This window comes from Afifella sp. IM 167, from assembly GCF_020144925.1.
In the GTDB taxonomy this organism is placed as follows: Bacteria; Pseudomonadota; Alphaproteobacteria; order Rhizobiales; family Afifellaceae; genus Afifella.
In genome coordinates, this window is sequence record NZ_NSLC01000003.1 from 446,132 (window position 1) to 467,100 (window position 20,969).

The window sequence follows — 20,969 nt, forward strand, 5'->3', positions numbered from 1 at the left end:
GTCTCACCGCAGATCGCGATGCGTCAGGCCGATATCGTCCAGCTGGCGGGTCGACAGATTGCGCAGATGGCGCATGTCACGCGCAGCGCGCCTGTTGCGGGCGAGCTGGCCAAGCAGCACCGCCGCCAGACCAAGGCGCGCGACGGCGGCCGGGCGGGAGCGCCAAGCTGCGTCATGTGCTGCGAAGATGCGCGGTCGCATAATCCTCTCCTGTGCGTTTCGGAGCGGTCTGCTCCGGAAGGCGGGAGGCTATGCGCCGCCACGTGAAACGTGACTGTGAGGAAGCTCACTCAAGCGGGAATGGGAGAAAGGAAGAAAGCCGGCGCATGGCCGGGGAGGGAACGCCGCCTCAAACGGTGGTGCGCTGCATGCCTTCCTTGGCGGGGGCGTAGCGCGGATTGAGGTTGGCGGCGCGGGCGAAGGCGGCGAAGGCCTTCTGGCGATCGCCGAGCGCCTCCAGGGCGAGGCCCTGATTCGTCCAGGCGATGTAGGAATTGCGATCGCGCTTGACCGCCTCGTTGAAGTCGTCGAGGGCGGTCTTGTAATCGCCGAGCGCCATATAGCTCTGGCCACGGCCGTTGAACGGCTCGGAGGCGAGCGGCGACAGGCCGATGGCGGTGGTGAAGCTCTCGATGGCGCCGGTGTGGTTCTTCAGCGCCTGCTGGGCGAGGCCGAGATTGTGGAAGGCCTGCGGGTCGGTCGGATCGAGGCGGATGGCCTGCTGATAATCGTTCAGCGCCTCGTTGTAGCGACCCTGCTGACGATAGATCGTGCCGCGGCCGATATACGCCGTGGCGTAATTGGAATCGGCCTGGATGGCGCGCGAGTAATCGTTGAAGGCTTCCTGCGTATCGCCGCGAAGGCGATGGATCAGGCCGCGATTGGCATAGGCCGGCGCGAAATTCGGGTCGAGCTGAAGCGCGGTGTCGAAGTCCTCCAGCGCCCGCTTGTAGTCGCCCGCCTTGCCATAGGCCGCGCCGCGCACATTGTAGGCCGCAGGATCGCGCGGATTGCGTTCGATCACCGCCGTCAGCGAGCCGATATTGGCCTCCGAACCCGTGGCGGGATCCACATCCACCCGGTTCGACAGGCCTGCACCGCCCATCGACTGACAGGCGCCAAGCGTCAGCGCGAGGAGCGCAGCCGCTGGCCAGAATCGTGCCGATCGGGGCTTCATGGCCTGTATTCGCCTCAAGCTCTGGCGGTGAAAGAAATGAGCGGACCGATCAGCGGCCGCGGCGCTTGCCGGGGATGAGACCCTCGCGCTGCGCGCGCTTGCGAGCCAGCTTGCGGGCGCGGCGAATCGCCTCCGCCTTCTCGCGCGCCTTCTTCTCGGAAGGCTTCTCGTAGAAATTCCGCAGCTTCATCTCGCGGAAGATGCCTTCGCGCTGCATCTTCTTCTTCAGCGCTTTCAGCGCCTGATCGACATTGTTGTCCCTGACGACGACTTGCACGTTGATCCCGTTCCTTTCGTCCCGTTCCGGTCCCGCGGAAATCCGCGGCGTTCGCGTCGGGCCGGTGACGGAAGGAGCCAGCCACCGCAAAAGCCCGCATGAAAACAGATGGAGCGCCCGCTGTCGCTTTGCGACCGGGCGGAGCGCATATAGCTCTATTCGCCCGCTTTGTCCACCGGAGGCGCCGCGCCTTCTTCTGGCGTGCCCGAAGCTTCCGAAGAAGACGGAGCGGGATCTTCCGTTCCGCCCCGCGCATCCGCGCTGGCATCCTCGTCAGCATTTTCTTCAGCCTGGGGCACGGCATCCGTTTCGTCGGGTGAACCCGCCGCGGGCGCTTCCGGTTCCGAGGCGGACGCAGGCTTTTCCTCGCCCGGGGGAGCCGGCTGCGGGATACCGCCCGGCCAGTCGGCGACCCGCGCCTCGGCGGCCTTGCGGATGCCGGAGGGCAGGCCGAGGAGATAGCCTTCCATATCCGGCTCCTTGAGGCCGTGCGAGCGGGCGATCATGTACCAGCGGGCGGCCTCGACCTCGTCCTTCTCCACGCCGCGGCCATCGCGGTAGAGTTTTGCAAGGCGGAGCTGGCCGACGGGGTTGTCGGCGAGCGCGACCTGGCGGAGCCATGCGGCGGCGGCCTTCTCGTTCTTCGGCACGCCCTCGCCGTTGAACAGCAGGATGGCGTATTCGATCTGCGCGGCGACGTGGCCGGCGCGAGCCGCCTGCGCGTACCAGCGGGCGGCCTCGGCGGGGTTGGCGACGACGCCGACACCTTCCTGATAGAGCCCGGCGAGGGCGAACTGCGCATCCGCGTCGCCGGCGCGGGCGGCGTTGCGCAGATGCGCGGCGGCGAGCATGGCGTTCTTCTCCACGCCCTCGCCGCGCAGGAGGAGATAGGCGAGCTCGCGCTCGGCGACCGGGTGGCCGAGGTCGGCGGCCTTCTGGAAGAGCTCGGCCGCTTTCGCGTCGTCCTTCTTGACGCCGTTGCCCTGAAGGGTGAGCTGGCCGAGGGCGTAGAGCGCCTCGCGGTCGCCCGCCCTTGCGGCGAGATCGTACCAGCCGGCGGCCTCGGTGAAGTCCTGCTTGACGCCGATGCCGCGCGATAAGAGCTCGCCGAGCAGCGTCTGGGCGGAGGTACGGCCGGCCTTGGCCTGGTCGAGGGCGAGGGAGAAGGCGGTGAGAAAGTAGCCGCGCTGGAAGGCGCCGTAGGCGTAGTCCGGCGGGTCCTTCGGGGTGAGGCCGGCATCCTCCAGCGGCTGGTCGATGCGCTTTTCGAGCTTGCGCGCATCGACCTCCTCGGCCGGGGCGTCGGAGGCGGTGAGGCTGTCGTCGATGTCGGGCGTGGTGGGCAGCTTCGGCGGCAGAATGGGCGCGGCCTCGGGCGAGATCGGGCTCGGAAGGTCGGGCGTCGGCAGGCCGTTGCCGGGCGCTGCGGGCTCCTCAGCCCCGGCGCTGCCGGCAAGAAGGGCGGCGAGAGACAGGCTGGCCAGAAGCCGCCTCATGCGGCGACCTTTCCCCCGGCGAGGATTTCGGCGGCGCGGCGCATGGCGGCCTGCGGTCCTTCCGGGGCTTCCCAGATGGCGCGGCGCAGGGCGATGAATTCCGCCCCGCTGGCGGCGGCCTCGGACAGCGTCGCCAGATCGGCGCCGGCCATGATCACGGCCGGGATTTCCATCAGTTCCGCCCACCATTCGGCGAGCGCGACGGCCTTGTGATAGGGCGCGGAATGGGTGTCGCCCTCCGGCTCGCCGAAGAAGAGATAGTCGAGGTCGAGTTCGCCCGCCTCCATGGCGGCATGGCGGCTGCGCAGCTTGCCGGCACCGACGATGCGATTGGGACGAAAGCTCTCGGCGGCCGCCTTCAGATCGGGAAAGCCGGAGGAGATGTGGACACCGTCCGCTCCGGCATGGCCGGCGGCGCGGGTGAAGTTCTCCACGATCGCCGCCGCTCCGGCGGCCTGGACGACCGGCACGATGGCCCTGGCGCGCGCCTCCGTCTCGGGCTCGCCCTGCGATGCGGTGACGAGGACGGCCGAAGCCGGCGCGCCGGCGAGGGCGTCGGCCACGAGGCGTGCGCATTCCTCCGGCCCGACACCAGAGGGGGCGACGAGAAAGATTCTCTGTTCGACGGCTTCTTCGTTCATGGCTTTTCCGGAGGCGGCGCGGTGCGGCTACCGGCCCCATACCGTTTCCTCGTAAAGAAAAGGAGGCGCAAGGCCTCCTCAACTCTCAAATCGGGCGATTTTGCGCCGGCAGAGGGTCTCAGGCGACCTTCTTCTCTTCCGCTTCGCTCCACTTGCCGGTGGCGGCGAGCGCGTTCATGCGGGCGCGGTGGTTGAAGGCGCGCTGGCCGGCGGCCTCGTTCTCGCGCTTGCCGCCCCAGGCGCTGAGCGCGGCGGCCTGCAGGGCGCGGCCATAGGAGAAGGTCAGCTTCCAGGGAAGCGTGTCCATGGCATTCATCGCCGAAAGATGCGCCGTCGCCAGCTCGTCCGACTGGCCGCCGGAGAGGAAGGCGATGCCCGGGACGGCCGAAGGCACGGCCTCCTTGAGGCAGCGGACCGTCTTCTCTGCGACTTCCTCGACACTCGCCTTTTCGCCGGACTTCTGGCCGGGAACGACCATGTTCGGCTTCAGGATGATGCCGTCGAGCGCGACGGAAGCGTCGTAGAGCTCGTCGAAGACGGTGTTGAGCGCCCAGAGCGTGACGTCATAGCAGCGGTCGATGCCGTGCCTGGCCTTGTCGCCGTCCATCAGCACTTCCGGCTCGACGATCGGCACGATGCCGTTTTCCTGGCAAAGGGCCGCATAGCGGGCGAGTGCGTGGGCGTTCGCCTTGACGCAGTTCCAGGAAGGCAGGTCGCCGTCGATGGTGATGACGGCACGCCATTTGGCGAAGCGGGCGCCGAGCTCGTAATATTCCTTCAGGCGCTCGCGCAGGCCCGTCAGACCCTCCGTCACCTTCTCGCCCGGCGACAGGGCAAGATCCTTGGCGCCCTGATCGACCTTGATGCCCGGGATGGCGCCGGCCTCGGCGAGGACCTTGGTGAACGGGGTGCCGTCGCGAGCGCTCTGGCGCAGGGTCTCGTCGAAGAGGATGACGCCGGAAACCGTCTCGGCCGTCGCCTCGGCGCGGAACAGCATCTCGCGATAGTCGCGGCGGTTCTCCTCGGTCGATTCGAGTCCGATCGTATCGAAGCGCTTCTTGATGGTTTCCGTGCTTTCATCGGCGGCAAGGATGCCCTTGCCCTCGGCTACCATCTTGTTGGCTATGTCCTGAATACGTTCGCTCATGAACTCCTCCGCGCTGAATTGATCGGTGCGGTCTGGCTACTCCAATTGTCGAACGATTCAAACCTTCTTCAAAGCCTCGACGCCCGGCAAGGCCTTGCCTTCCATCCACTCCAGGAAGGCGCCTCCGGCGGTCGATACGTAAGAGAAGTCGTCCGCGACATGCGCCTGGTTGAGGGCGGCGACCGTGTCGCCGCCGCCGGCGACGGAAACGAGGCCCCCCGCCTTCGTCACCTCGGCCGCATGGCGGGCACAGGCCATCGTCGCCTTGTCGAAGGGAACGGTCTCGAAGGCGCCGAGCGGGCCGTTCCAGACGAGCGTCTCGGCCTTGTCGATCCAGGCGTTGACGGCGGCGATGCTCTCGGCCCCGACATCGAGGATCATGGCGTCCGCCGGCACGCTTTCGGCCGGAACCGTCTCGTTCTCGGCATTCGCCTTGAACTCGCGGGCGATGACGACATCGATCGGCAGGACGACAGCACAGCCGGAAGAGGCCGCCTCGGTCATGATGCGGCGGGCCGTCTCGGCGAGATCGGGCTCGCAGAGCGACTTGCCGACGGCGATGCCCTTGGCATTGAGGAAGGTGTTGGCCATGCCGCCGCCAATGACGAGGGCGTCCACCTTCTGCACGAGGTTGGCGAGGAGGTCGATCTTGGTGGAAACCTTGGCGCCGCCGACGATGGCCAGCACCGGGCGCTTCGGGCTGCCGAGCGCCTTGTCGAGCGCCTCAAGCTCCTCCTGCATGGCGCGGCCGGCATAGGCCGGCAGAAGATGGGCCAGCCCTTCGGTGGAGGCATGGGCGCGGTGGGCGGCGGAGAAGGCGTCGTTGACGTAGATGTCGCCGCATTTCGCCAGCGCGGCGGCGAAGTCCGCCTCGTTCTTCTCCTCGCCGGGATAGAAGCGGGTGTTCTCTAGAAGGACGATGCCGCCGTCGCCGAGGCTGGAGACGGCATGCTCGGCCGTCTCGCCAATGCAGTCGTCGCAGAACTCGACCGGCTTGCCGACGACCTGCGCCACATCGCCGGCGACAGGAGCGAGCGACATCTCCGGCACCCGCTTGCCCTTCGGGCGGTCGAAATGGGCCAGAAGGGCGACCTTGGCGCCCCGGTCCGACAATTCGCGGATGGTGGCCGCGACGCGCTCGATGCGGGTCGTATCCGTCACCCTGCCGTCCTTGACCGGCACGTTGAGGTCGACGCGCAGAAGAACGCGCTTTCCCTTGATGTCTCCGGCGTCGTCGAGCGTGTGAAACGCAGTCATGATCCTACCCCCCAGGCGATGTCCGATTTGGCGCGAACATACAGAGAGAAAGGCCGATGACAAGCAGCCCTCATGTCCCGGTGGGCGGGCCCTCCGAAGCCTCGGCCGCGGTCGCCGCCGCGGGCACCGCAGGTCTTTCGCTCGCGCCATCGGGCCCGGCGGGGCGTGTCTTTGCCTTTTTCTTCGGCCTTCGCGCGAGGAGACGGGCGATGCGGTCGCGCAGGCCCCCGGCGCTCAGCATCGTCATGGCGCTTTCGTGCTGCGACTTCGGATCGAGCGAAAGGCCGAGCGCGGCGGGCCGGCCCTCCTCGTCAGTGTCGCGGACGATCAGCTCGACTGGGCCGAGGAGGATACGGTCGCCGTATTCCGGCCTGCCGACGAGGCGCGAGGCGACGAGGCCGGAAAGGCTCATCGCCTTTTCTTCCTCGTCGAGATGGGCGCCGTAGGCCTCGGCGAGGGCCGAGGCGGGGCCGGCCGGATCGAGCGCGAAGTGCCCGAAGAACTCCGCATCCGCCGGATCGAGCTTCGCACGGCTGGCAAAGAGCCGGTCGAGCAGCGGGGGATAGCGGTCGGGAACGACGATGTAGACATAATCGCCCGGCAAGAGGCGGCCCACATCGGAAAAGGAGAGCGCCTGGCCGCCGCGAAGGATCAGAGAGGGGCGCGCCCAGCGCGGGATGTGCTCGCCGCGCGCGACGGGGCTGTCCTCGATCACCCGGTAGGTGATCAGCTCCTGGTTCTTCGCGCCGGGCAGCTCCAGCGTCATCTTTTCCAGCGGGCCGAGGCGGGGCGGCAGGACGAGGCCGAGCCGGCGCGCCACGGTGCCGACCGTCCAGCCCTGCACGACCAGCGAGGTCAGCACGATCAGGAAGGCGATGTTGAAGATGGCGCGGCCGTTTTCCAGGCCGCCGATCAGCGGGGTCAGCGCCAGCAGGATCGAGACCGCCCCGCGCAGCCCCACCCAGGAGACGAAAGCCGTCTCGTTGCGCGCGAAGCGGAAGGGGATGAGGCAGAGGGCGACGGCCAGCGGACGGCCGATGAAGATGAGAAAGAGGCCGATCAGGAACGCGTCGGCGAAGATCACCGGAAATTGGGAGGGCGTCGCGAAGAGGCCGAGGACGAGGAACATGATGATCTGGGCGAGCCAGGTCATGCCGTCCTGAAAGCGCATCAGGCGCGGAGCCGCCGGCAGGCGGGCATTGCCGGCGACGATGCCGGCGAGATAGACGGCGAGAAAGCCCGAGCCGCCGATGGCGCCCGCGGCGGCGAAGACCATCATCGACAGTGCCAGCACGAAGATCGGCATCAGACCGCGATCGAGCGCGAGCTTTTCGACCAGCCAGACGACGAGCCGCCCGCCGGCAAGACCGGCCGCCGCGCCGAGGCCCATCTGGAGGATGAAGCCGAAGAAGACGTCGCGGGCGAGGGCGTGGCCGTCGACCGCCTCGCCGGCCGCCACGACGGAGACGAGCGTCAGCGTCAGGAAGATGGCGATCGGATCGTTGGAGCCGGACTCGATTTCCAGCGTCGCGCCGACCCTCTCACGGATGGAGATGTTGCCGACGCGCAGCAGGAAGAAGACGGCGGCCGCATCCGTCGAGGCGACGATCGATCCGAGAAGAAAGCATTCGAGCCAGGTGAAGTCGGTGAGATACCAGGCGGCGACGCCTACGAAGCCCGCCGTCAGGACGACGCCGATGGTGGCGAGCGAGATCGCCGGCAGGGCCGCCTGGCGGAAGGCGGAGAAGGATGTCCGGAAGCCGGAATCGAAGAGGATGATGGCGAGCGCCAGCGAGCCGACGAAATAGGCGAGCGCAGCATTGTCGAAATCGATGCCGAAGCCGTCGATGCCGGCGGCGAGGCCAATGAGAAGGAAGACGAGAAGGAGCGGCGCGCCGAAGCGGAAGGCGATCAGGCTGGAAAAGGCGGCGACGAGCACAAGGCCCGTCCCGATCAGCGTGATGACGTAAACCGCTTCGTCCATAACCCTCTCGCGCGCTCGCCCTTTTTCTTGTCGCGAGCGGGGAGGGGGAAGGCAAGGCCTCGCCGCTGCAACTGGAGAAGGAAGCGTTCCGCCGGGCGCAAGGGCCCCGGCATCGCCCGTCAGGAAGAAGGATCGGGAAGGCGGCGAAAAAGGGACGGATAGTCGATGACGAGACCGTCCCCGTCGACGGGAAGCTCCGCCTCAAAGCTGCGGTCGGCGGCCTGATAGAGGTAGCGCGCCCCCGGTTCGAGGCAGGTGTAGATCTGCAGGTCGATCACCGGCTCGAAGCTGTCGAAGGGGACGTAGACCATCTTGAGGTCCGGCGAGCGCTCGCCGGCCTGGAGCCCGAGCCGGCGGATCGGCAGGGTGTTGGTGAAGGCGGAGCCGGCGAGGTCGACATCGATGGCGCCTTCCAGCCGCGGCAGCGCAAGCCCGGCCGCATCGGTCCAGTGGCCGGCGCCGTCGGAACGGATGTCGATGCTTCGTCCGGAAGCGGTCCGCAGGTGGAGGCTGCGCGTGCGCCAGGCCTCGTCGCAGGCGATATCGTAGGAGACGCCGTAAGGCACGCCGCCGCGCCCGCCGATGATGGTGCCGCGGGCGCGCACGCCGGAAGCGGCCGGCGCCAGTTCCAGATGTTCGAGGCCGATCGCCTCTTCGGGACGCCAGCGCGCGATGCGCGCCGGCACAGGGCCGAAGCCGCTCACCCGAAAGCGGGTGCTAGAGGGTCTTCGCCATCGCCACCGCCGTGTCGTTCATGCGGTTGGAGAAGCCCCATTCGTTGTCGTACCAGGACATGACGCGGCACAGATTGCCTTCCATCACCTTGGTCCCGTCCATGTGGAAGATGGAGGAATGCGGGTCATGGTTGAAGTCGGAGGAGACGAGCTTCTCGTCCGTGTAGCCGAGGATGTTCTTCAGCGGTCCGTCGGCGGCCTCGCGCACGGCGTTCTGGATCTCCTCGACGGAGGTGTCGCGCGAGGGGATGAACTTGAAGTCGATGACGGAGACGTTCGGCGTCGGCACGCGGATGGAGACGCCGTCGAGCTTGCCGTTCAGCTCCGGCAGGACGAGGCCGACGGCCTTGGCCGCGCCCGTCGAGGTCGGGATCATGGAGAGCGCCGCGGCACGGCCGCGGTAGAGATCCTTGTGGAGCGTGTCCAGCGTCGGCTGGTCGCCCGTATAGGAATGGATCGTCGTCATGAAGCCCTTCTCGATGCCGATGGCGTTGTTGAGCACATAGGCGACCGGGGCGAGGCAGTTGGTGGTGCAGGAGGCGTTGGAGACGACGATGTGGTCCGACGTCAGCTTGTCGTGGTTGACGCCGTAGACGACCGTGAGGTCGGCGCCGGTCGCCGGGGCGGAGACGAGGACGCGCTTGGCGCCGCCTTCCAGATGCAGCGCCGCCTTTTCGCGGGCGGTGAAGATGCCCGTGCATTCCATGACGATGTCGACGCCGAGCTCGCCGTGCGGCAGCTTGGCCGGATCGCGCTCGGCCGTCACCTTGATCGGGCCGCGGCCGACGTCGATCGTGTCGCCGGAGACCTTCACTTCGCCGGGGAAGCGGCCATGGACGCTGTCGTAGCGCACCAGGTGGGCGTTGGTCTCCACCGGGCCGAGATCGTTGATGGCGACGACTTCCAAATCGGTACGGCCGGTCTCGATGATGGCGCGCAGAACGTTGCGACCGATGCGACCGAAACCATTGATGGCGACCTTAACCATATCCCTCTTACTCCTGAAGCGTTCCATTCTCGTGAAGCCGCGCGATCGCCTTCTCGCAGATCGCATCGGCGGTTATTCCGAAGTGGCGGTAGAGCTCCTGATAGGGCCCGCTCATACCGAAGCCGCGCATGCCGACGAAGATGCCGTCGGTGCCGATGATGGGGTCCCACCCCTGGCGGATGGCCGCCTCCACGCCGACCCGGACGGGGGCCGTGCCGAGGATCTCCGCGCGGTAGATGTCGCTCTGGCGCTGGAAGAGCTCGAAGGAGGGGATGGAGACCACCCGCGTCGGATGTCCTTTTTCCGCCAGGAGCGATTTTGCCGCAACCGCAATGCCGACCTCCGAGCCCGTGGCAAAAAGGCTCACCTCGGCCTCCGCCCCGCCGCTCGCGGCGGCGATCTCGTAGGCGCCCCGGCGGCACAGGTTGTTCTCCTCGAATTCCAGACGGATCTGGTCGAGGTTCTGGCGCGTCAGGCTGAGGATGCTCGGGCCGGTGGTGTGCTCCAGCGCGATCTGCCAGCACTCGGCCGTCTCCACTGCATCGGCCGGGCGGAAGACGAGGAGGTTGGGGATGGCGCGCAGCGCGGCCAGATGCTCGACCGGCTGATGGGTCGGGCCGTCCTCGCCGAGGCCGATGGAATCGTGCGTCATCACCCAGATGACGCGCTGCTTCATCATCGCCGCGAGGCGGATGGACGGGCGGCAATAGTCCGAGAAGGTGAGGAAGGTGCCGGAATAGGGGATGAGGCCCTTGTGCAGCGCCATGCCGTTCATCGCGGCGGACATGCCGTGTTCGCGAATGCCCCAGTGGATGAAGCGGCCGCCGTAATTTTCCGGGGTAACCGACTTCATCGGCTTGGTCTTGGTGTTGTTGGAGCCGGTGAGATCGGCCGAGCCGCCGATCATCTCGGGCGCCACCGGGCAGATGCATTCCAGCACCAGCTCGGAGGATTTGCGGCTGGCGATGTTCTGCGGCTCGTCGGCGAACTGCTGCTTCACATCGAGGAAGGCGCGCTCGAGCCGGGCGGGCAGGTCGCCGGCCGTGCGGCGCTCGAACTCGCCGCGCTTTTCGGCCTCCAGCGCCTCGAAGCGTTCCTGCCAGGCCTTGCGCTGCGGGCGCGAGCGAAGGCCGGCCATGCGCCAGGCGTCGCGGATCTGATCGGGAATGACGAAGGGCGGCGAATCCCAGCCGAGCGACTTCCTGGCAGCCTCGATCTCCTTTTCGCCGAGCGGCGAGCCGTGGGCGGAGGAGGTGCCGGCCTTGTTGGGCGCGCCGAAGCCGATGGTGGTGCGCGCGGCGATCAGCGTCGGCCTGTCGGACTGCCTGGCATCGGAAAGGGCGCGGTCGATCTGGTCCGGATCGTGGCCGTCGATGCGCACGGCGTTCCAGCCGGAAGCCTCGACGCGGGCGACCTGGTCGGTGCAATCGGAAAGGGCGATGTCGCCGTCGATGGTGATGCGGTTGTCGTCGAAGACGACGATGAGGCGGGAGAGCTTCAGGTGGCCGGCGAGGGCGATCGCCTCCTGGCTGATGCCCTCCATCAGGTCGCCGTCGGAGCACAGCACATAGGTGTAATGGTCGACGACGTCGTCGCCGAACTCGGCATTGAGGATGCGCTCGGCGAGCGCCATGCCGACGGCGTTGGAAATGCCCTGGCCGAGCGGGCCCGTCGTCGTCTCGATGCCCGCCGCCTCGCCATATTCGGGATGGCCGGCGGTCCTGGAGCCCATCTGACGGAAGTTTTCCAGCTCCTCCAGCGTCATGTCCTCGTAGCCGAGGAGATAGAGGAGTGAATAGACGAGCATGGAGCCGTGACCGGGCGACATGACGAATCGGTCGCGGTCCGGCCATGCCGGATCGGTGGGATCGAATTTCATGTGCCGGGTGAACAGGACGGTGGCGATATCCGCCGCTCCCATCGGGAGCCCGGGATGTCCTGAATTGGCTTTTTGAACCGCGTCCATGGCAAGCGCCCGGATGGCATTGGCCATGGATGCGTGCTTGTCGGCCTCTGGCATTATCTCTTGTCCGGAAATGTCGTGTGCTGCTCGATCCAAAGTGAGGAGACGCCCCGCAACACCGCCCCCTTCGGCAGGCGGGGCGAGACATACACGCCTCTCAAGACGAGTCAACGTCGCAGGCCCGTTCCGGTTTGATGCCATGCAACGAGGCGGTTGACGCCCCTTTGAAGCGCTGCATAACCTCTTTGGTGCAATCCGTTGATTTTTCCCAAGTCGGATCCAAACCCGTGCCGGCTGAACAACTCGATCGTCCGTATCCGATGCCCACAGCTCCGCAAGCCAGCCTGAAGGCCCCGCGCCTCGCCGCGGCCAGCGAGAAACTGCAGCAGGCTCTCGCCGAGCTGGAGCGTGCCGTGGAGCAGCTGAATTCAGGCGGCGGCAAGAGCGAGGCGCTGGCCGCGCAACTGCACGATGTGGAGCAGGACCGGGCTCGCCTCGCGGAGGCGCTCGACGCCGCCAGCGGGCGTTCGGACCGGCTGGAGAAGGCACGCGCCGAGGTCAGCGTGAGGCTGGAGCGCGCGATCGGCGCGCTGCAGCAGGCGCTGGGCGGGGAATAGGACATGGCAACCGTTACCGTCACCATTGCCGGCCACCGCTATCGCCTCGCCTGCGACGACGGCCAGGAAGACCATGTCGCGCGGCTCGGCGAGCGTCTCGACGAGACCGTGCAGGAGCTGCGGGCCAGCGTCGGCGAGATCGGCGACCAGCGCCTTACCGTCATGGCGGCGATGCTGACCATGGACCGCCTCAGCGAGGCGGAGGAACGCATCGCGGCGCTGCAGGACGAGATCGCGGAGCTGCGCGAGGGGCGCAACGAGGCGCTGGATCGCTGCGAGGCGCTGGAAGCGGAGGTCAGCGAGGCGATGGAGCGCACCAGCGAGCGGCTGTCGCAGATCGCCCGGACGGTGCGCGGCACGGCCGCTTCGTGAGCCAAGCGGCAAGCACCTTTTCGTGATCCACGATCCGTTTTTCTACGCCCTGGCGGTTCCGGCCGTCATCATGATCGGGCTTTCCAAGGGCGGTTTCGGCGGGGCCGGAGCGATCCTCGGCGTGCCGCTGATGACGCTCGCCATCGATCCGGTGCGGGCCGCGGCGATACTGTTGCCGATCCTCGTCGTCATGGACATGGCGGGGCTGTGGGCCTGGCGCGGCATCTACGACAAGACGAGCCTCATCATCCTCGTGCCCGGCGCCGTCATCGGCATCGGCATCGGCTGGCTTCTCGCCGGCATGATCGGTGAGAACGAAATCCGCCTCATCGTCGGCGGCATCGGGCTCGCCTTCTCGCTGAACCATTACCTGCGCCGCAGCCTCGGCGACGGCGGGGCGCCGCACAATCGCGCCAAGGGCGCGTTCTGGGGTGCGGTCGCCGGCTTCACCAGCTTCGTGGCGCATGCGGGCGGGCCGCCCTTCCAGCTCTACATGCTGCCGCTGAGGCTCGACCCCCGGCTCTATGCCGGCACCTCGGTGATCTTCTTCGCCATCGTCAACGCGGTGAAGCTCCTGCCCTATTTCATGCTCGGGCAGTTTTCCGCCTCCAACCTCGCCACCTCGGCGGTTCTCCTGCCGATCGCGCCCTTCGCCACGTTCTTCGGCGCCTGGCTCGTCAAGATCGTCTCGCCGCGCTTCTTCTATGCGATCAGCTACGCGATGGTCCTCGTCGTCTCGGTCAAGCTGATCTGGGACGGGGGAACGGCGCTTCTCTTCGGGTGAAGCGTGCGCCTCTCCGGCGGAGCCCAGCGAAGGGGCGATTGAAAGCGGCGATTGAAAGAGGTGGGGGCTTCGGCTTTGATCTTCTCAAAAGAGGAAACGCCATGAGCCACCCCTACGATACCGACCTGCCGAAGACGCCGGCGAACCACCAGCCGCTGACGCCGCTGTCGTTTCTGGCGCGCACCGCCGCGATCTTCCCGGACAGGACGGCGATCGTCCACGGGAAGGGGAGCTGGAGCTACCGGGATTTCTACGGCGATGCGCGGCGCCTCGCCTCGGCGCTGAAGGCGCGGGGGATCGGGCGGGGTGACACGGTCTCGGTGATGCTGGCCAATACGCCGCCCATGCTGATTGCCCATTACGGGGTGCCGATGGCGGGCGCCGTCCTGCATTCCATCAATACGCGGCTCGACGCGGCCGTGATCGCCTTCCAGCTGGAGCATTCGGAGGCGAAGGTCGTCATCGTCGACCGGGAGTTTTCGGGCGTCATGGCGGACGCCCTCGCCCAGGCGAAGGTCAAGCCGCTCGTCGTCGATTTCGACGATCCGCACTACGAGCCTGCGAGCGGCGAGGACCCTGTCGCGCCGAAGGGCGCGGCGATCGGCAGCCTCGAATGGGCGGCGCTTCTCGCCGAGGGCGACCCTGATTCCTCCTGGACGATGCCGGCGGACGAATGGGATGCGATCTCGCTCAACTACACCTCCGGCACGACGGGCAATCCCAAGGGCGTCGTCTACCATCATCGCGGCGCGGCGCTGATGTGCTACGCCAACCAGGTCTCCGCCGATCTCGGCCGGCATCCGGTGTATCTGTGGACGCTGCCGATGTTCCACTGCAACGGCTGGTGCTTTCCCTGGTCGATCCCGCTGACGGCCGGCACGCATGTTTGCCTCAGATGGGTGCGGGCGAAGACGATCTACCATGCGATCGCCGAGCATGGCGTCACCCATATGTGCGGCGCCCCGATCGTCATGGGGGTCCTCATCAATGCCGGGCCGCAGGAAAGGCGCGACTTCTCCCACAAGGTCTCCTTCGCGACGGCCGCCGCGCCGCCGCCCGAGACGGTGCTTTCCGGCATGGAGGAGGCGGGCTTTGCCGTCACGCATCTCTACGGTCTGACGGAGACCTACGGGCCGGCGGTGGTCAACGAATGGCACGAGGCGTGGAACGATCTCGACGGCGCGGCGCGGGCGACGAAGAAGGCGCGCCAGGGCGTGCGCTATCCGGCGCTGGAGGACCTCGCCGTCATCGACCCGGAAACGATGCAGCCGGTGCCGGCCGACGGCGAGAGCCTCGGCGAGGTGATGTTCCGCGGCAATATCGTGATGAAAGGCTATCTGAAGAACCGCAAGGCGAGCGAGCAGGCGCTTGCCGGCGGCTGGTTCCATTCCGGCGATCTCGGCGTCATGCATCCCGACGGCTACGTGCAGCTGAAGGACCGCTCCAAGGACATCATCATCTCGGGCGGCGAGAACATCTCCTCGATCGAGGTGGAGGAAGTCCTCTACAAGCATCCCGCGGTCTCATCCGTCGCGGTGGTGGCCCGGCCGGACGAGAAATGGGGCGAGACGCCGGTCGCCTTCGTGGAGCTGAAGCCCGGCACGCAGGCGAGCGGTGAGGAACTGATCGCCTATGCCCGCGAGCGGCTCGCCCATTACAAATGCCCGCGCGACATCGTCTTCGCCGAGATTCCGAAGACGAGCACCGGCAAGATCCAGAAATTCCGGCTGCGCGAGATGGCGAAGGAGAGCTGACCCTCAGCCCAGGATGCCGGAATCGAAGACGAGCTTGGCGGCGATGAGGGCAAGCAGCACGAGGATCACCTGATCGAAACGCCGGGCATCGAGGCGATGGCCGAGCCAGCTGCCGAGGCGCATGCCGAGGAAGACCGGCAGGAGGGCGCAGGCGCTGAAGAGCGCCCGCTCGCCCGTCAGGACGCCGGCGAGCGCCAGCGAAGGGATCTGGGCGAGAACGAAGCCGGTGAAGAGCGTCGAGACGGAGAAGACGAAGGCCGGGCGGGCGAGGCGCATGGCGCTGATGTAGGTGACGCTGACGGGCGCGGAGATCCCCGTCGCGCCCTGCAGCGCCCCGGCGACGAGCCCGATCAGTGGCGCCAGCGGCCTGGCATGCTCCATGGAAAGCTGCAGCTGCGGCTGGAAGACCCGCAGGGCGATGTAGACCGCGATGACGATCGCAAGACCGAGCGAGAGCATCTCCGCCGGCAGGTGCGTCAGCATGAAGGTGCCGATGGCGATGCCGACAAGGGCGCTCGCCGTCAGCCCCGGCAGGAAGGCGAGACCATGCCGGTGATCGCGGAAGCGCCACATCTGCCAGGTGTTGGTGACGAGGATCGGCACCGTCAGGACGGCCAGCGCGTAGGGAACGCCGAGAAAGGCGGCAAGACCGGGTACGGCAATGAGGGGCAGGCCCATTCCGAGCGCGCCCTTGACCAGCCCGCCACCTGCAAGACACAGAAATATAATGATAATTTCGCTCAGCATGGGTTCGATCGAAGCTGCGGAAAGGGCTGAGACAACCGCCTTGGCTGCCGCTGGGGAAGGCGCGTGAGGCCCATCGCCGGGGGTGATTACACAAAAACCTGACGGTTTAGAGCTTTATTTAATATGCACCCGCGAAGATGTTGCGAGAGATCGCGACTGACAGGGTGATGGAGCAAGGACCGACCATCGATCGCCGGATAGAGCCGGACATCTACGCTTCGCTGGTGAATTCGCTTTTCAGCTCCATGCGCTCGCTTGTCGCCGGGGCCATCGGCGGAACGAGCGCAGCGCTGCTGACCGCGTACGAAACCGGTGAAGCGGCGCTCTATTGGTGCGCGGCGGCGATCGCCGCGGTCAGCCTGGCGCGCGTCGTGATCGGCATGCTCTTCCAGCATCGCAGCCACGGCAAGCGCCTCGTCGAGCAGCCGCATCTGTGGGACGTGCTCTACGGGATCGGGGCCTGCGCCTATTCCCTCCTTCTGGGCGTGTGGTGTCTCATCGCCCTCGTCTTTTCCAACGACGTCACCGCCCATCTCGTCGCCGTTTCCGTCACCATCGGCTATTCGTCCGGCATCGCCGGTCGAAACGCCGGGCGCCCGCAGCTCGTCTCCCTGCAGATCATCCTGTCCTGCATCCCGCTGGTTCTCGGCCTGTCGCTGCGCGGGGAAGCCTCCTATGTCGCCCTGGCGATCCTGCTCGCCTTCTTCTTCTGGTCGATGCGGGGCGTTTCGGTCTCCATCAGCCGGACGCTTCTCGCCGCGCTGCGTGCCGAAAAGGTCATGACGCTCCTGGCGGGCCGGCTGGAAGCGGCCCTCAGCAACATGTCCCACGGCGTGATGATGCTCGACGCGGAAGAGCGCGTGCGCGTCTACAACAGCCGCCTGACCGACCTGCTCGGCCTGCAGGACGGCGACGTCCAGGAAGGCATGGCGCTGCAGGACCTCGTGCGCACCTGCGTGCGCAAGGGCGTCTTCTCGCGCTCCGAGCTGAAACGCCTGCAGGGCGAGTTCAAGGTCGGCAAGGAAGTTCAGATCGTCACGAACGACCGGCGCACGCTGTCCATGACCGTCGAGGCCGCCAAGGATGGCGGCATGGTGCTCGTCGCCGAGGACGTGACGGAGCGAAAGCGCGCGGAAGCGCGCATCGCCTACATGGCCCATCATGACGACGTGACCGGCCTGCCGAACCGGGTGCTCCTGAAGGAGCAGCTGGAGGAGGCGCTGGAAGAGGCCGTCCAGGAAGGGTCGGGCTTTGCGATCTTCTGCATCGACCTCGACCATTTCAAGAGCGTCAACGACACGCTCGGCCATCCCGTCGGCGACAGCCTGCTGCGCGCCACCGCCAGGCGCCTTTCGGCCATGACGCGCAAGAGCGACGTGCTCGCCCGCTTCGGCGGCGACGAGTTCGTCCTGATCGCCGCGAGCGTGGAGGATGCCGACGAGGCGCGGGCCTTCGCGACGCGCATCATGGCCGCGCTCGCCCAGCCCTACGCGCTCAACGGCCATTCCATCATCGCCGGCGCCTCGGTGGGCATCGCGCTCGCCCCCGCTGACGGGCGCAACGCCGATGCGCTGCTGAAGAACGCCGACATGGCGCTCTACCGCGCCAAGGCCAACGGGCGCGGCACCTACTGCCTTTTCGAACGGGAAATGGACGTCAAGGCGCAGGAGCGCCGCTCGCTGGAGCTCGATCTGCGCAGCGCCTTCGCCAACGAAGAGCTGCAGCTGCATTTCCAGCCGCTCCTGCATCTGCGGCGACGGACCATCTCCACCTGCGAGGCGCTGCTGCGCTGGCCGGGGGGACGGCGCGGGCCGGTGCCGCCATCGGTGTTCATTCCGCTGGCCGAGGAGATGGGCCTGATCGTGGAGATCGGCGACTGGACGCTGCTGCGCGCCTGCCGGGAAGCCAAGAAATGGCCGGCGCAGACGCGCGTGGCCGTCAATGTCTCGCCGATCCATTTCCGTCGCGGCGACATCGTTCGCTCGGTCGAGGCGGCGCTTTCGGCAACCGGGCTGCCGGCCGACCGGCTGGAGATCGAGATCACCGAATCGGTGCTTCTGGAGCACACCGAGCGCACCAAGCTGGCGCTGAGCGAACTGCACGAGATGGGCATTCGCATCTCGCTCGACGATTTCGGCACCGGCTATTCGAGCCTTGCCTATCTGCAGAGCTTCCCCTTCGACAAGGTGAAGATCGACCGCTCCTTCATCCTGGGTCTCGATTCGGACCCGCAGGCGCTGATCATGCTACGCGGCGTGGCGCGGCTTAGCGCCGAGCTCGGCCTTTCCGTGGCGGTGGAGGGGGTGGAGCGCGACGACCAGCTCGCCATCATCATGGCCGACGGCTATGTCGACGAGGTGCAGGGATACCTCATCGGCCGGCCCGTGCCGCCGGAAAAACTCGACCGTCTCTTCAGCGTGCGCATCGACGCCCAGGCCGCGGCCTGACAGGCAGCCCGCCGGATTTCGGGACCCTTAACGATGTTAACGTTTCGTTAACCTTAACAGAAGGTTATCACGCCCTGCCCAAAAGTTTGCCTTAACGAAATGCGCAAACGTTGTATTAATCTTTACAGGTCCTGTGGCGGCGGGAGTACCTGTGATGGAGTTGAGTCAAGCGCATTCAGGCCAGACGAGCGGCGTTGCGCACAGCGAACCGAGGCTCCGGCAAGTCCGGGATGCCGGGTTGGCGCGTGTCGATGAGATCCTTGCCGAGCTTCAACCCGAGCTGAAAGAGATCGTCCTTCACTTCGAGCCCGATACCGGCACGCTGTGGACGACGATGACCCCTCCGGGGCGGCCCTGTTTCACGCGCCGCCTGGTCAGCGAATACATCCATCTTTTCAAGACATTGAACGAGAAGCTCGCCGGCGGCACCTGGCAGCAATCCGTTCCGATCAAATACATCATCTATCGCTCGAGCACGCCTTCGATCTTCTCGCTGGGCGGCGATCTCGACCTGTTCTCGCGGCTCATCCGCGAGCGGAACGAGGAGGGGTTGCGCGACTACGCCCATGCCTGCGCGGAGATGACCTATCTCAACTCCATCAGCGCCGGGCTGCCGCTCGTGACGATCGCGCTGGTGGAAGGCCAGGCGCTGGGCGGCGGGCTGGAATCGGCGCTGTCGTGCAATCTCATCATTGCCGAAAAAAGCGCCACGTTCGGTCTGCCGGAGGTGCTCTTCAACCTCTTCCCGGGGATGGGGGCCTATTCGTACCTGCAGAGAAAGACCTCCGCGCGCACGGCGGAGAAGCTGATGCTTTCGGGGCGCAGCTTCCCGGCGGAGGAAATGCTGGAGGCCGGGGTCATCGACCTGATGGCCGAGGACGGGCGAGGCGAGGAGGCGGTGCGCGCCTACATCGAAAAGACCTCCCGCCGCCACAACGCGCAGGTCGGCATCTATCGCACCCGCCGGCGCGTCATGCCGCTCAGCCTGGAGGAGCTGCGCGACATCACCGACATCTGGGTCGATTGCGCGCTCGGCGTGAGCGAGCCGGATCTCAGGAAGATGGAAAAGCTTGTGCGGGCCCAGGAGCGCCTGAAGCCCGCCGACGAACAGGCTGCATGACGTTCGTATTGCGTAACCGGAAGGTTGTCTGATGCCTCTCGCCGAACTTCGAATGACCCGCGGCGCCCTGTCCGAAGCCAAGATGGACATGCTGGCGCGCGATCTCACCGCCATTCTCCTCGCCCATCAGGGGGCCCGGGACGGCAGCGCCATCGCGCGCTCCATCACCCGGCTGGAGGTCACCGAGCTCGATCCCACCCGCTCCTATGTCGGCGGGCGGGTGAGCGATGCGCCCTGCTATCGGCTGACCTACACGGTGCCGGGCGGGGCACTGAACGAGGAAAAGAAGCGCTCGCTGGTGGAGAAATCCACCAACGCCATCCTCGCCGCGGAGGGCACGCCCTATTCGGAAGAGGAGGCCTACCGCGTCTGGTGCCTGATCAACGAGGTGCCGGACGGCAATTGGGCGAGCGCCGGCAAGATCTGGCGGTGGAAGGACATCATGCGCTGGGTGGTGCGGCGGGAGATCGCCGCGCGGCGCGGCGAGCGGGAAGTCGCCAAGCCCGGCGGCGAACGTGAGGTCGCCGCGCAGGGCGGGGAGCGCCGGCGCGACAGCGAGCGCCACCGGAAGGGCATGGCTGCCTGAGCGGATTTTTTCGGGCGGGCCACGGCGCGGGGCGACATCTCGCCAAGCGGGATATCGGCAAAAAAACCGTCATCGCCGCACAACATCAGGTTGCGGCCGAAGGAAGGGATTATCGTGTCCGCGCGACGCTTCGGGCAGCGCCGGGATATCGCCTGCGGGTGGCCCGGCGCCGGATCACCGGCGCCGGATAGAACGTCCTAGGCCGCCTCGGGTGACACCTGCAAGCGTACCAGCTGGTCCTTGATCTGCAGCTTGCGCCGCTTGAGCTCGTTGATCTCAAGATCGTCGGCAGCCGGCTGGGCCATCGCCTTCTCGATCTCCTTCTCCAGCGACTCGTGACGCCGCTCGAGCTCGGCAAGATGCGCTTCAAGGGACATTCGCGCCTCCATTTCTATGGCGGACGGATTCTGCCACAGAGCGCCGCTTCTGTCTAACAATGCCGTTGCTGCACCGCCGTCGTGAAATGTTCAAAATCGCCGCATCCAGGGAGGGTTTCAGGGCTTTGCCGTGCGTACATATTTGCGTTACCGGGCTCTCGTGCCGCGGCGGCCTCGGCGATGCTGCACGCGGCAAGGCAGCGTGATAGATTGCCGGTATCGGGAGGTGCTGAATGGCAGATGACGACAACGTCGTGGAACTGACGCAGAAGGAGATCAGGGCGGAGCTCGCCCTGCTGCGCCAGGAGCACCGGGATCTCGATCATTCCATCGACGCGCTTCAGGCGGCGAGCCCGCAGCCGGATTACCTGCAGTTGCAGCGGCTTAAGCGCAAGAAGCTCTCCCTCAAGGACCGGATCCGGGCGCTGGAAGACGGGCTGTTGCCCGATATCATCGCCTGAAACGCGCCTGAAAGGCTCCTCAAACACGGGGGGCGCCGCC

The 20,969-nt window shown here is 66.7% G+C and carries 21 protein-coding genes; 8 read left to right on the top strand and 13 right to left on the bottom strand.

Translation table 11 applies throughout. The features are described from left to right. Positions 1-3 precede the first annotated feature (3 nt). The 11 genes from CLD20_RS07315 to tkt form a co-directional block, all read right to left on the bottom strand. Complete coding sequence (locus CLD20_RS07315) at positions 4-201, bottom strand: DUF1127 domain-containing protein (RefSeq protein WP_224405927.1); 198 nt, start codon at positions 199-201, stop codon at positions 4-6. 148 nt (positions 202-349) lie between these two features. Further along, positions 350-1,177 (bottom strand): tetratricopeptide repeat protein, encoded by an 828-nt coding sequence (locus CLD20_RS07320; protein WP_224405928.1) that lies wholly within the window; start codon positions 1,175-1,177, stop codon positions 350-352. 49 nt (positions 1,178-1,226) lie between these two features. Further along, positions 1,227-1,496, bottom strand: a complete 270-nt coding sequence (gene rpsU, locus CLD20_RS07325; protein WP_224405982.1) for a 30S ribosomal protein S21 — start codon at positions 1,494-1,496, stop codon at positions 1,227-1,229. A gap of 113 nt (positions 1,497-1,609) precedes the next feature. Then, complete coding sequence (locus CLD20_RS07330; protein ID WP_224405929.1) at positions 1,610-2,950, bottom strand: tetratricopeptide repeat protein; 1,341 nt, start codon at positions 2,948-2,950, stop codon at positions 1,610-1,612. Beyond that, a complete protein-coding gene (locus tag CLD20_RS07335; protein ID WP_224405930.1) occupies positions 2,947-3,591 on the bottom strand; it encodes a thiamine phosphate synthase in 645 nt (214 codons plus the stop codon). Before CLD20_RS07335 ends, CLD20_RS07330 begins: the two co-directional genes overlap by 4 nt. A 118-nt stretch (positions 3,592-3,709) precedes the next feature. Beyond that, positions 3,710-4,738 (bottom strand): class I fructose-bisphosphate aldolase, encoded by a 1,029-nt coding sequence (locus tag CLD20_RS07340; protein WP_224405931.1) that lies wholly within the window; start codon positions 4,736-4,738, stop codon positions 3,710-3,712. Positions 4,739-4,795: 57 nt separating this feature from the next. After that, positions 4,796-5,995: a phosphoglycerate kinase gene (gene pgk / locus CLD20_RS07345; RefSeq protein ID WP_224405932.1), complete on the bottom strand. Its 1,200-nt coding sequence runs from the start codon at positions 5,993-5,995 to the stop codon at positions 4,796-4,798. Positions 5,996-6,065: 70 nt separating this feature from the next. After that, entirely contained in the window at positions 6,066-7,979 is a 1,914-nt protein-coding gene (locus tag CLD20_RS07350) for a potassium/proton antiporter (protein WP_224405933.1), read from the bottom strand. A gap of 119 nt (positions 7,980-8,098) precedes the next feature. Further along, on the bottom strand, positions 8,099-8,683 hold the full coding sequence (locus CLD20_RS07355) for a putative glycolipid-binding domain-containing protein (protein ID WP_224405934.1): 585 nt from the start codon (positions 8,681-8,683) through the stop codon (positions 8,099-8,101). Between the two features lie 13 nt (positions 8,684-8,696). Then, positions 8,697-9,701: a type I glyceraldehyde-3-phosphate dehydrogenase gene (gene gap, locus CLD20_RS07360; protein ID WP_224405935.1), complete on the bottom strand. Its 1,005-nt coding sequence runs from the start codon at positions 9,699-9,701 to the stop codon at positions 8,697-8,699. A 7-nt stretch (positions 9,702-9,708) separates the two neighbouring features. Then, the gene (tkt, locus tag CLD20_RS07365; RefSeq protein WP_224405936.1) at positions 9,709-11,721 is read right to left on the bottom strand and encodes a transketolase; all 2,013 of its coding nucleotides are present in this window, start codon (positions 11,719-11,721) and stop codon (positions 9,709-9,711) included. Positions 11,722-11,951: 230 nt separating this feature from the next. Between tkt and CLD20_RS07370 the strand changes: the two genes are divergently transcribed. The 4 genes from CLD20_RS07370 (at position 11,952) to CLD20_RS07385 (ending at position 15,191) form a co-directional block, all read left to right on the top strand. Next, on the top strand, positions 11,952-12,281 hold the full coding sequence (locus tag CLD20_RS07370; RefSeq protein WP_224405937.1) for a DUF4164 family protein: 330 nt from the start codon (positions 11,952-11,954) through the stop codon (positions 12,279-12,281). A 3-nt stretch (positions 12,282-12,284) separates the two neighbouring features. After that, a complete protein-coding gene (locus tag CLD20_RS07375; RefSeq protein ID WP_224405938.1) occupies positions 12,285-12,653 on the top strand; it encodes a cell division protein ZapA in 369 nt (122 codons plus the stop codon). Positions 12,654-12,675: 22 nt separating this feature from the next. After that, complete coding sequence (locus CLD20_RS07380) at positions 12,676-13,437, top strand: sulfite exporter TauE/SafE family protein (protein WP_370636834.1); 762 nt, start codon at positions 12,676-12,678, stop codon at positions 13,435-13,437. A gap of 101 nt (positions 13,438-13,538) precedes the next feature. Further along, positions 13,539-15,191: an acyl-CoA synthetase gene (locus CLD20_RS07385; protein WP_224405939.1), complete on the top strand. Its 1,653-nt coding sequence runs from the start codon at positions 13,539-13,541 to the stop codon at positions 15,189-15,191. A 3-nt stretch (positions 15,192-15,194) separates the two neighbouring features. On the opposite strand, the gene CLD20_RS07390 is transcribed toward CLD20_RS07385, so the two are convergent. Continuing rightward, positions 15,195-15,938: a sulfite exporter TauE/SafE family protein gene (locus CLD20_RS07390; protein ID WP_224405940.1), complete on the bottom strand. Its 744-nt coding sequence runs from the start codon at positions 15,936-15,938 to the stop codon at positions 15,195-15,197. 167 nt (positions 15,939-16,105) lie between these two features. Here CLD20_RS07390 and CLD20_RS07395 point away from each other — a divergent pair, with 167 nt between their 5' ends. The 3 genes from CLD20_RS07395 (at position 16,106) to CLD20_RS07405 (ending at position 20,091) form a co-directional block, all read left to right on the top strand. Then, positions 16,106-18,385, top strand: a complete 2,280-nt coding sequence (locus tag CLD20_RS07395) for a bifunctional diguanylate cyclase/phosphodiesterase (protein WP_224405941.1) — start codon at positions 16,106-16,108, stop codon at positions 18,383-18,385. A 238-nt stretch (positions 18,386-18,623) separates the two neighbouring features. Beyond that, the gene (locus CLD20_RS07400) at positions 18,624-19,505 is read left to right on the top strand and encodes a crotonase/enoyl-CoA hydratase family protein (protein WP_224405942.1); all 882 of its coding nucleotides are present in this window, start codon (positions 18,624-18,626) and stop codon (positions 19,503-19,505) included. Between the two features lie 52 nt (positions 19,506-19,557). Next, positions 19,558-20,091, top strand: coding sequence for a hypothetical protein (locus CLD20_RS07405; RefSeq protein WP_224405943.1), 534 nt, complete (start codon positions 19,558-19,560; stop codon positions 20,089-20,091). A gap of 197 nt (positions 20,092-20,288) precedes the next feature. Here CLD20_RS07405 and CLD20_RS07410 read toward each other — a convergent pair whose 3' ends face one another. After that, the gene (locus CLD20_RS07410) at positions 20,289-20,468 is read right to left on the bottom strand and encodes a YdcH family protein (protein ID WP_224405944.1); all 180 of its coding nucleotides are present in this window, start codon (positions 20,466-20,468) and stop codon (positions 20,289-20,291) included. Positions 20,469-20,701: 233 nt separating this feature from the next. Here CLD20_RS07410 and CLD20_RS07415 point away from each other — a divergent pair, with 233 nt between their 5' ends. Then, complete coding sequence (locus tag CLD20_RS07415; RefSeq protein ID WP_224405945.1) at positions 20,702-20,929, top strand: YdcH family protein; 228 nt, start codon at positions 20,702-20,704, stop codon at positions 20,927-20,929. Positions 20,930-20,969: the final 40 nt, after the last annotated feature.

Bases quoted from the DNA above. Each gene is read 5' to 3' on its own strand.
- CLD20_RS07315 (WP_224405927.1), bottom strand. From the start codon at position 201: ATGCGACCGCGCATCTTCGCAGCACATGACGCAGCTTGGCGCTCCCGC.
- CLD20_RS07320 (WP_224405928.1), bottom strand. From the start codon at position 1,177: ATGAAGCCCCGATCGGCACGATTCTGGCCAGCGGCTGCGCTCCTCGCG.
- CLD20_RS07330 (WP_224405929.1), bottom strand. From the start codon at position 2,950: ATGAGGCGGCTTCTGGCCAGCCTGTCTCTCGCCGCCCTTCTTGCCGGC.
- CLD20_RS07335 (WP_224405930.1), bottom strand. From the start codon at position 3,591: ATGAACGAAGAAGCCGTCGAACAGAGAATCTTTCTCGTCGCCCCCTCT.
- CLD20_RS07340 (WP_224405931.1), bottom strand. From the start codon at position 4,738: ATGAGCGAACGTATTCAGGACATAGCCAACAAGATGGTAGCCGAGGGC.
- pgk (WP_224405932.1), bottom strand. From the start codon at position 5,995: ATGACTGCGTTTCACACGCTCGACGACGCCGGAGACATCAAGGGAAAG.
- CLD20_RS07350 (WP_224405933.1), bottom strand. From the start codon at position 7,979: ATGGACGAAGCGGTTTACGTCATCACGCTGATCGGGACGGGCCTTGTG.
- gap (WP_224405935.1), bottom strand. From the start codon at position 9,701: ATGGTTAAGGTCGCCATCAATGGTTTCGGTCGCATCGGTCGCAACGTT.
- tkt (WP_224405936.1), bottom strand. From the start codon at position 11,721: ATGCCAGAGGCCGACAAGCACGCATCCATGGCCAATGCCATCCGGGCG.
- CLD20_RS07375 (WP_224405938.1), top strand. From the start codon at position 12,285: ATGGCAACCGTTACCGTCACCATTGCCGGCCACCGCTATCGCCTCGCC.
- CLD20_RS07385 (WP_224405939.1), top strand. From the start codon at position 13,539: ATGAGCCACCCCTACGATACCGACCTGCCGAAGACGCCGGCGAACCAC.
- CLD20_RS07390 (WP_224405940.1), bottom strand. From the start codon at position 15,938: ATGCTGAGCGAAATTATCATTATATTTCTGTGTCTTGCAGGTGGCGGG.
- CLD20_RS07395 (WP_224405941.1), top strand. From the start codon at position 16,106: ATGGAGCAAGGACCGACCATCGATCGCCGGATAGAGCCGGACATCTAC.
- CLD20_RS07405 (WP_224405943.1), top strand. From the start codon at position 19,558: ATGACCCGCGGCGCCCTGTCCGAAGCCAAGATGGACATGCTGGCGCGC.
- CLD20_RS07410 (WP_224405944.1), bottom strand. From the start codon at position 20,468: ATGTCCCTTGAAGCGCATCTTGCCGAGCTCGAGCGGCGTCACGAGTCG.
- CLD20_RS07415 (WP_224405945.1), top strand. From the start codon at position 20,702: ATGGCAGATGACGACAACGTCGTGGAACTGACGCAGAAGGAGATCAGG.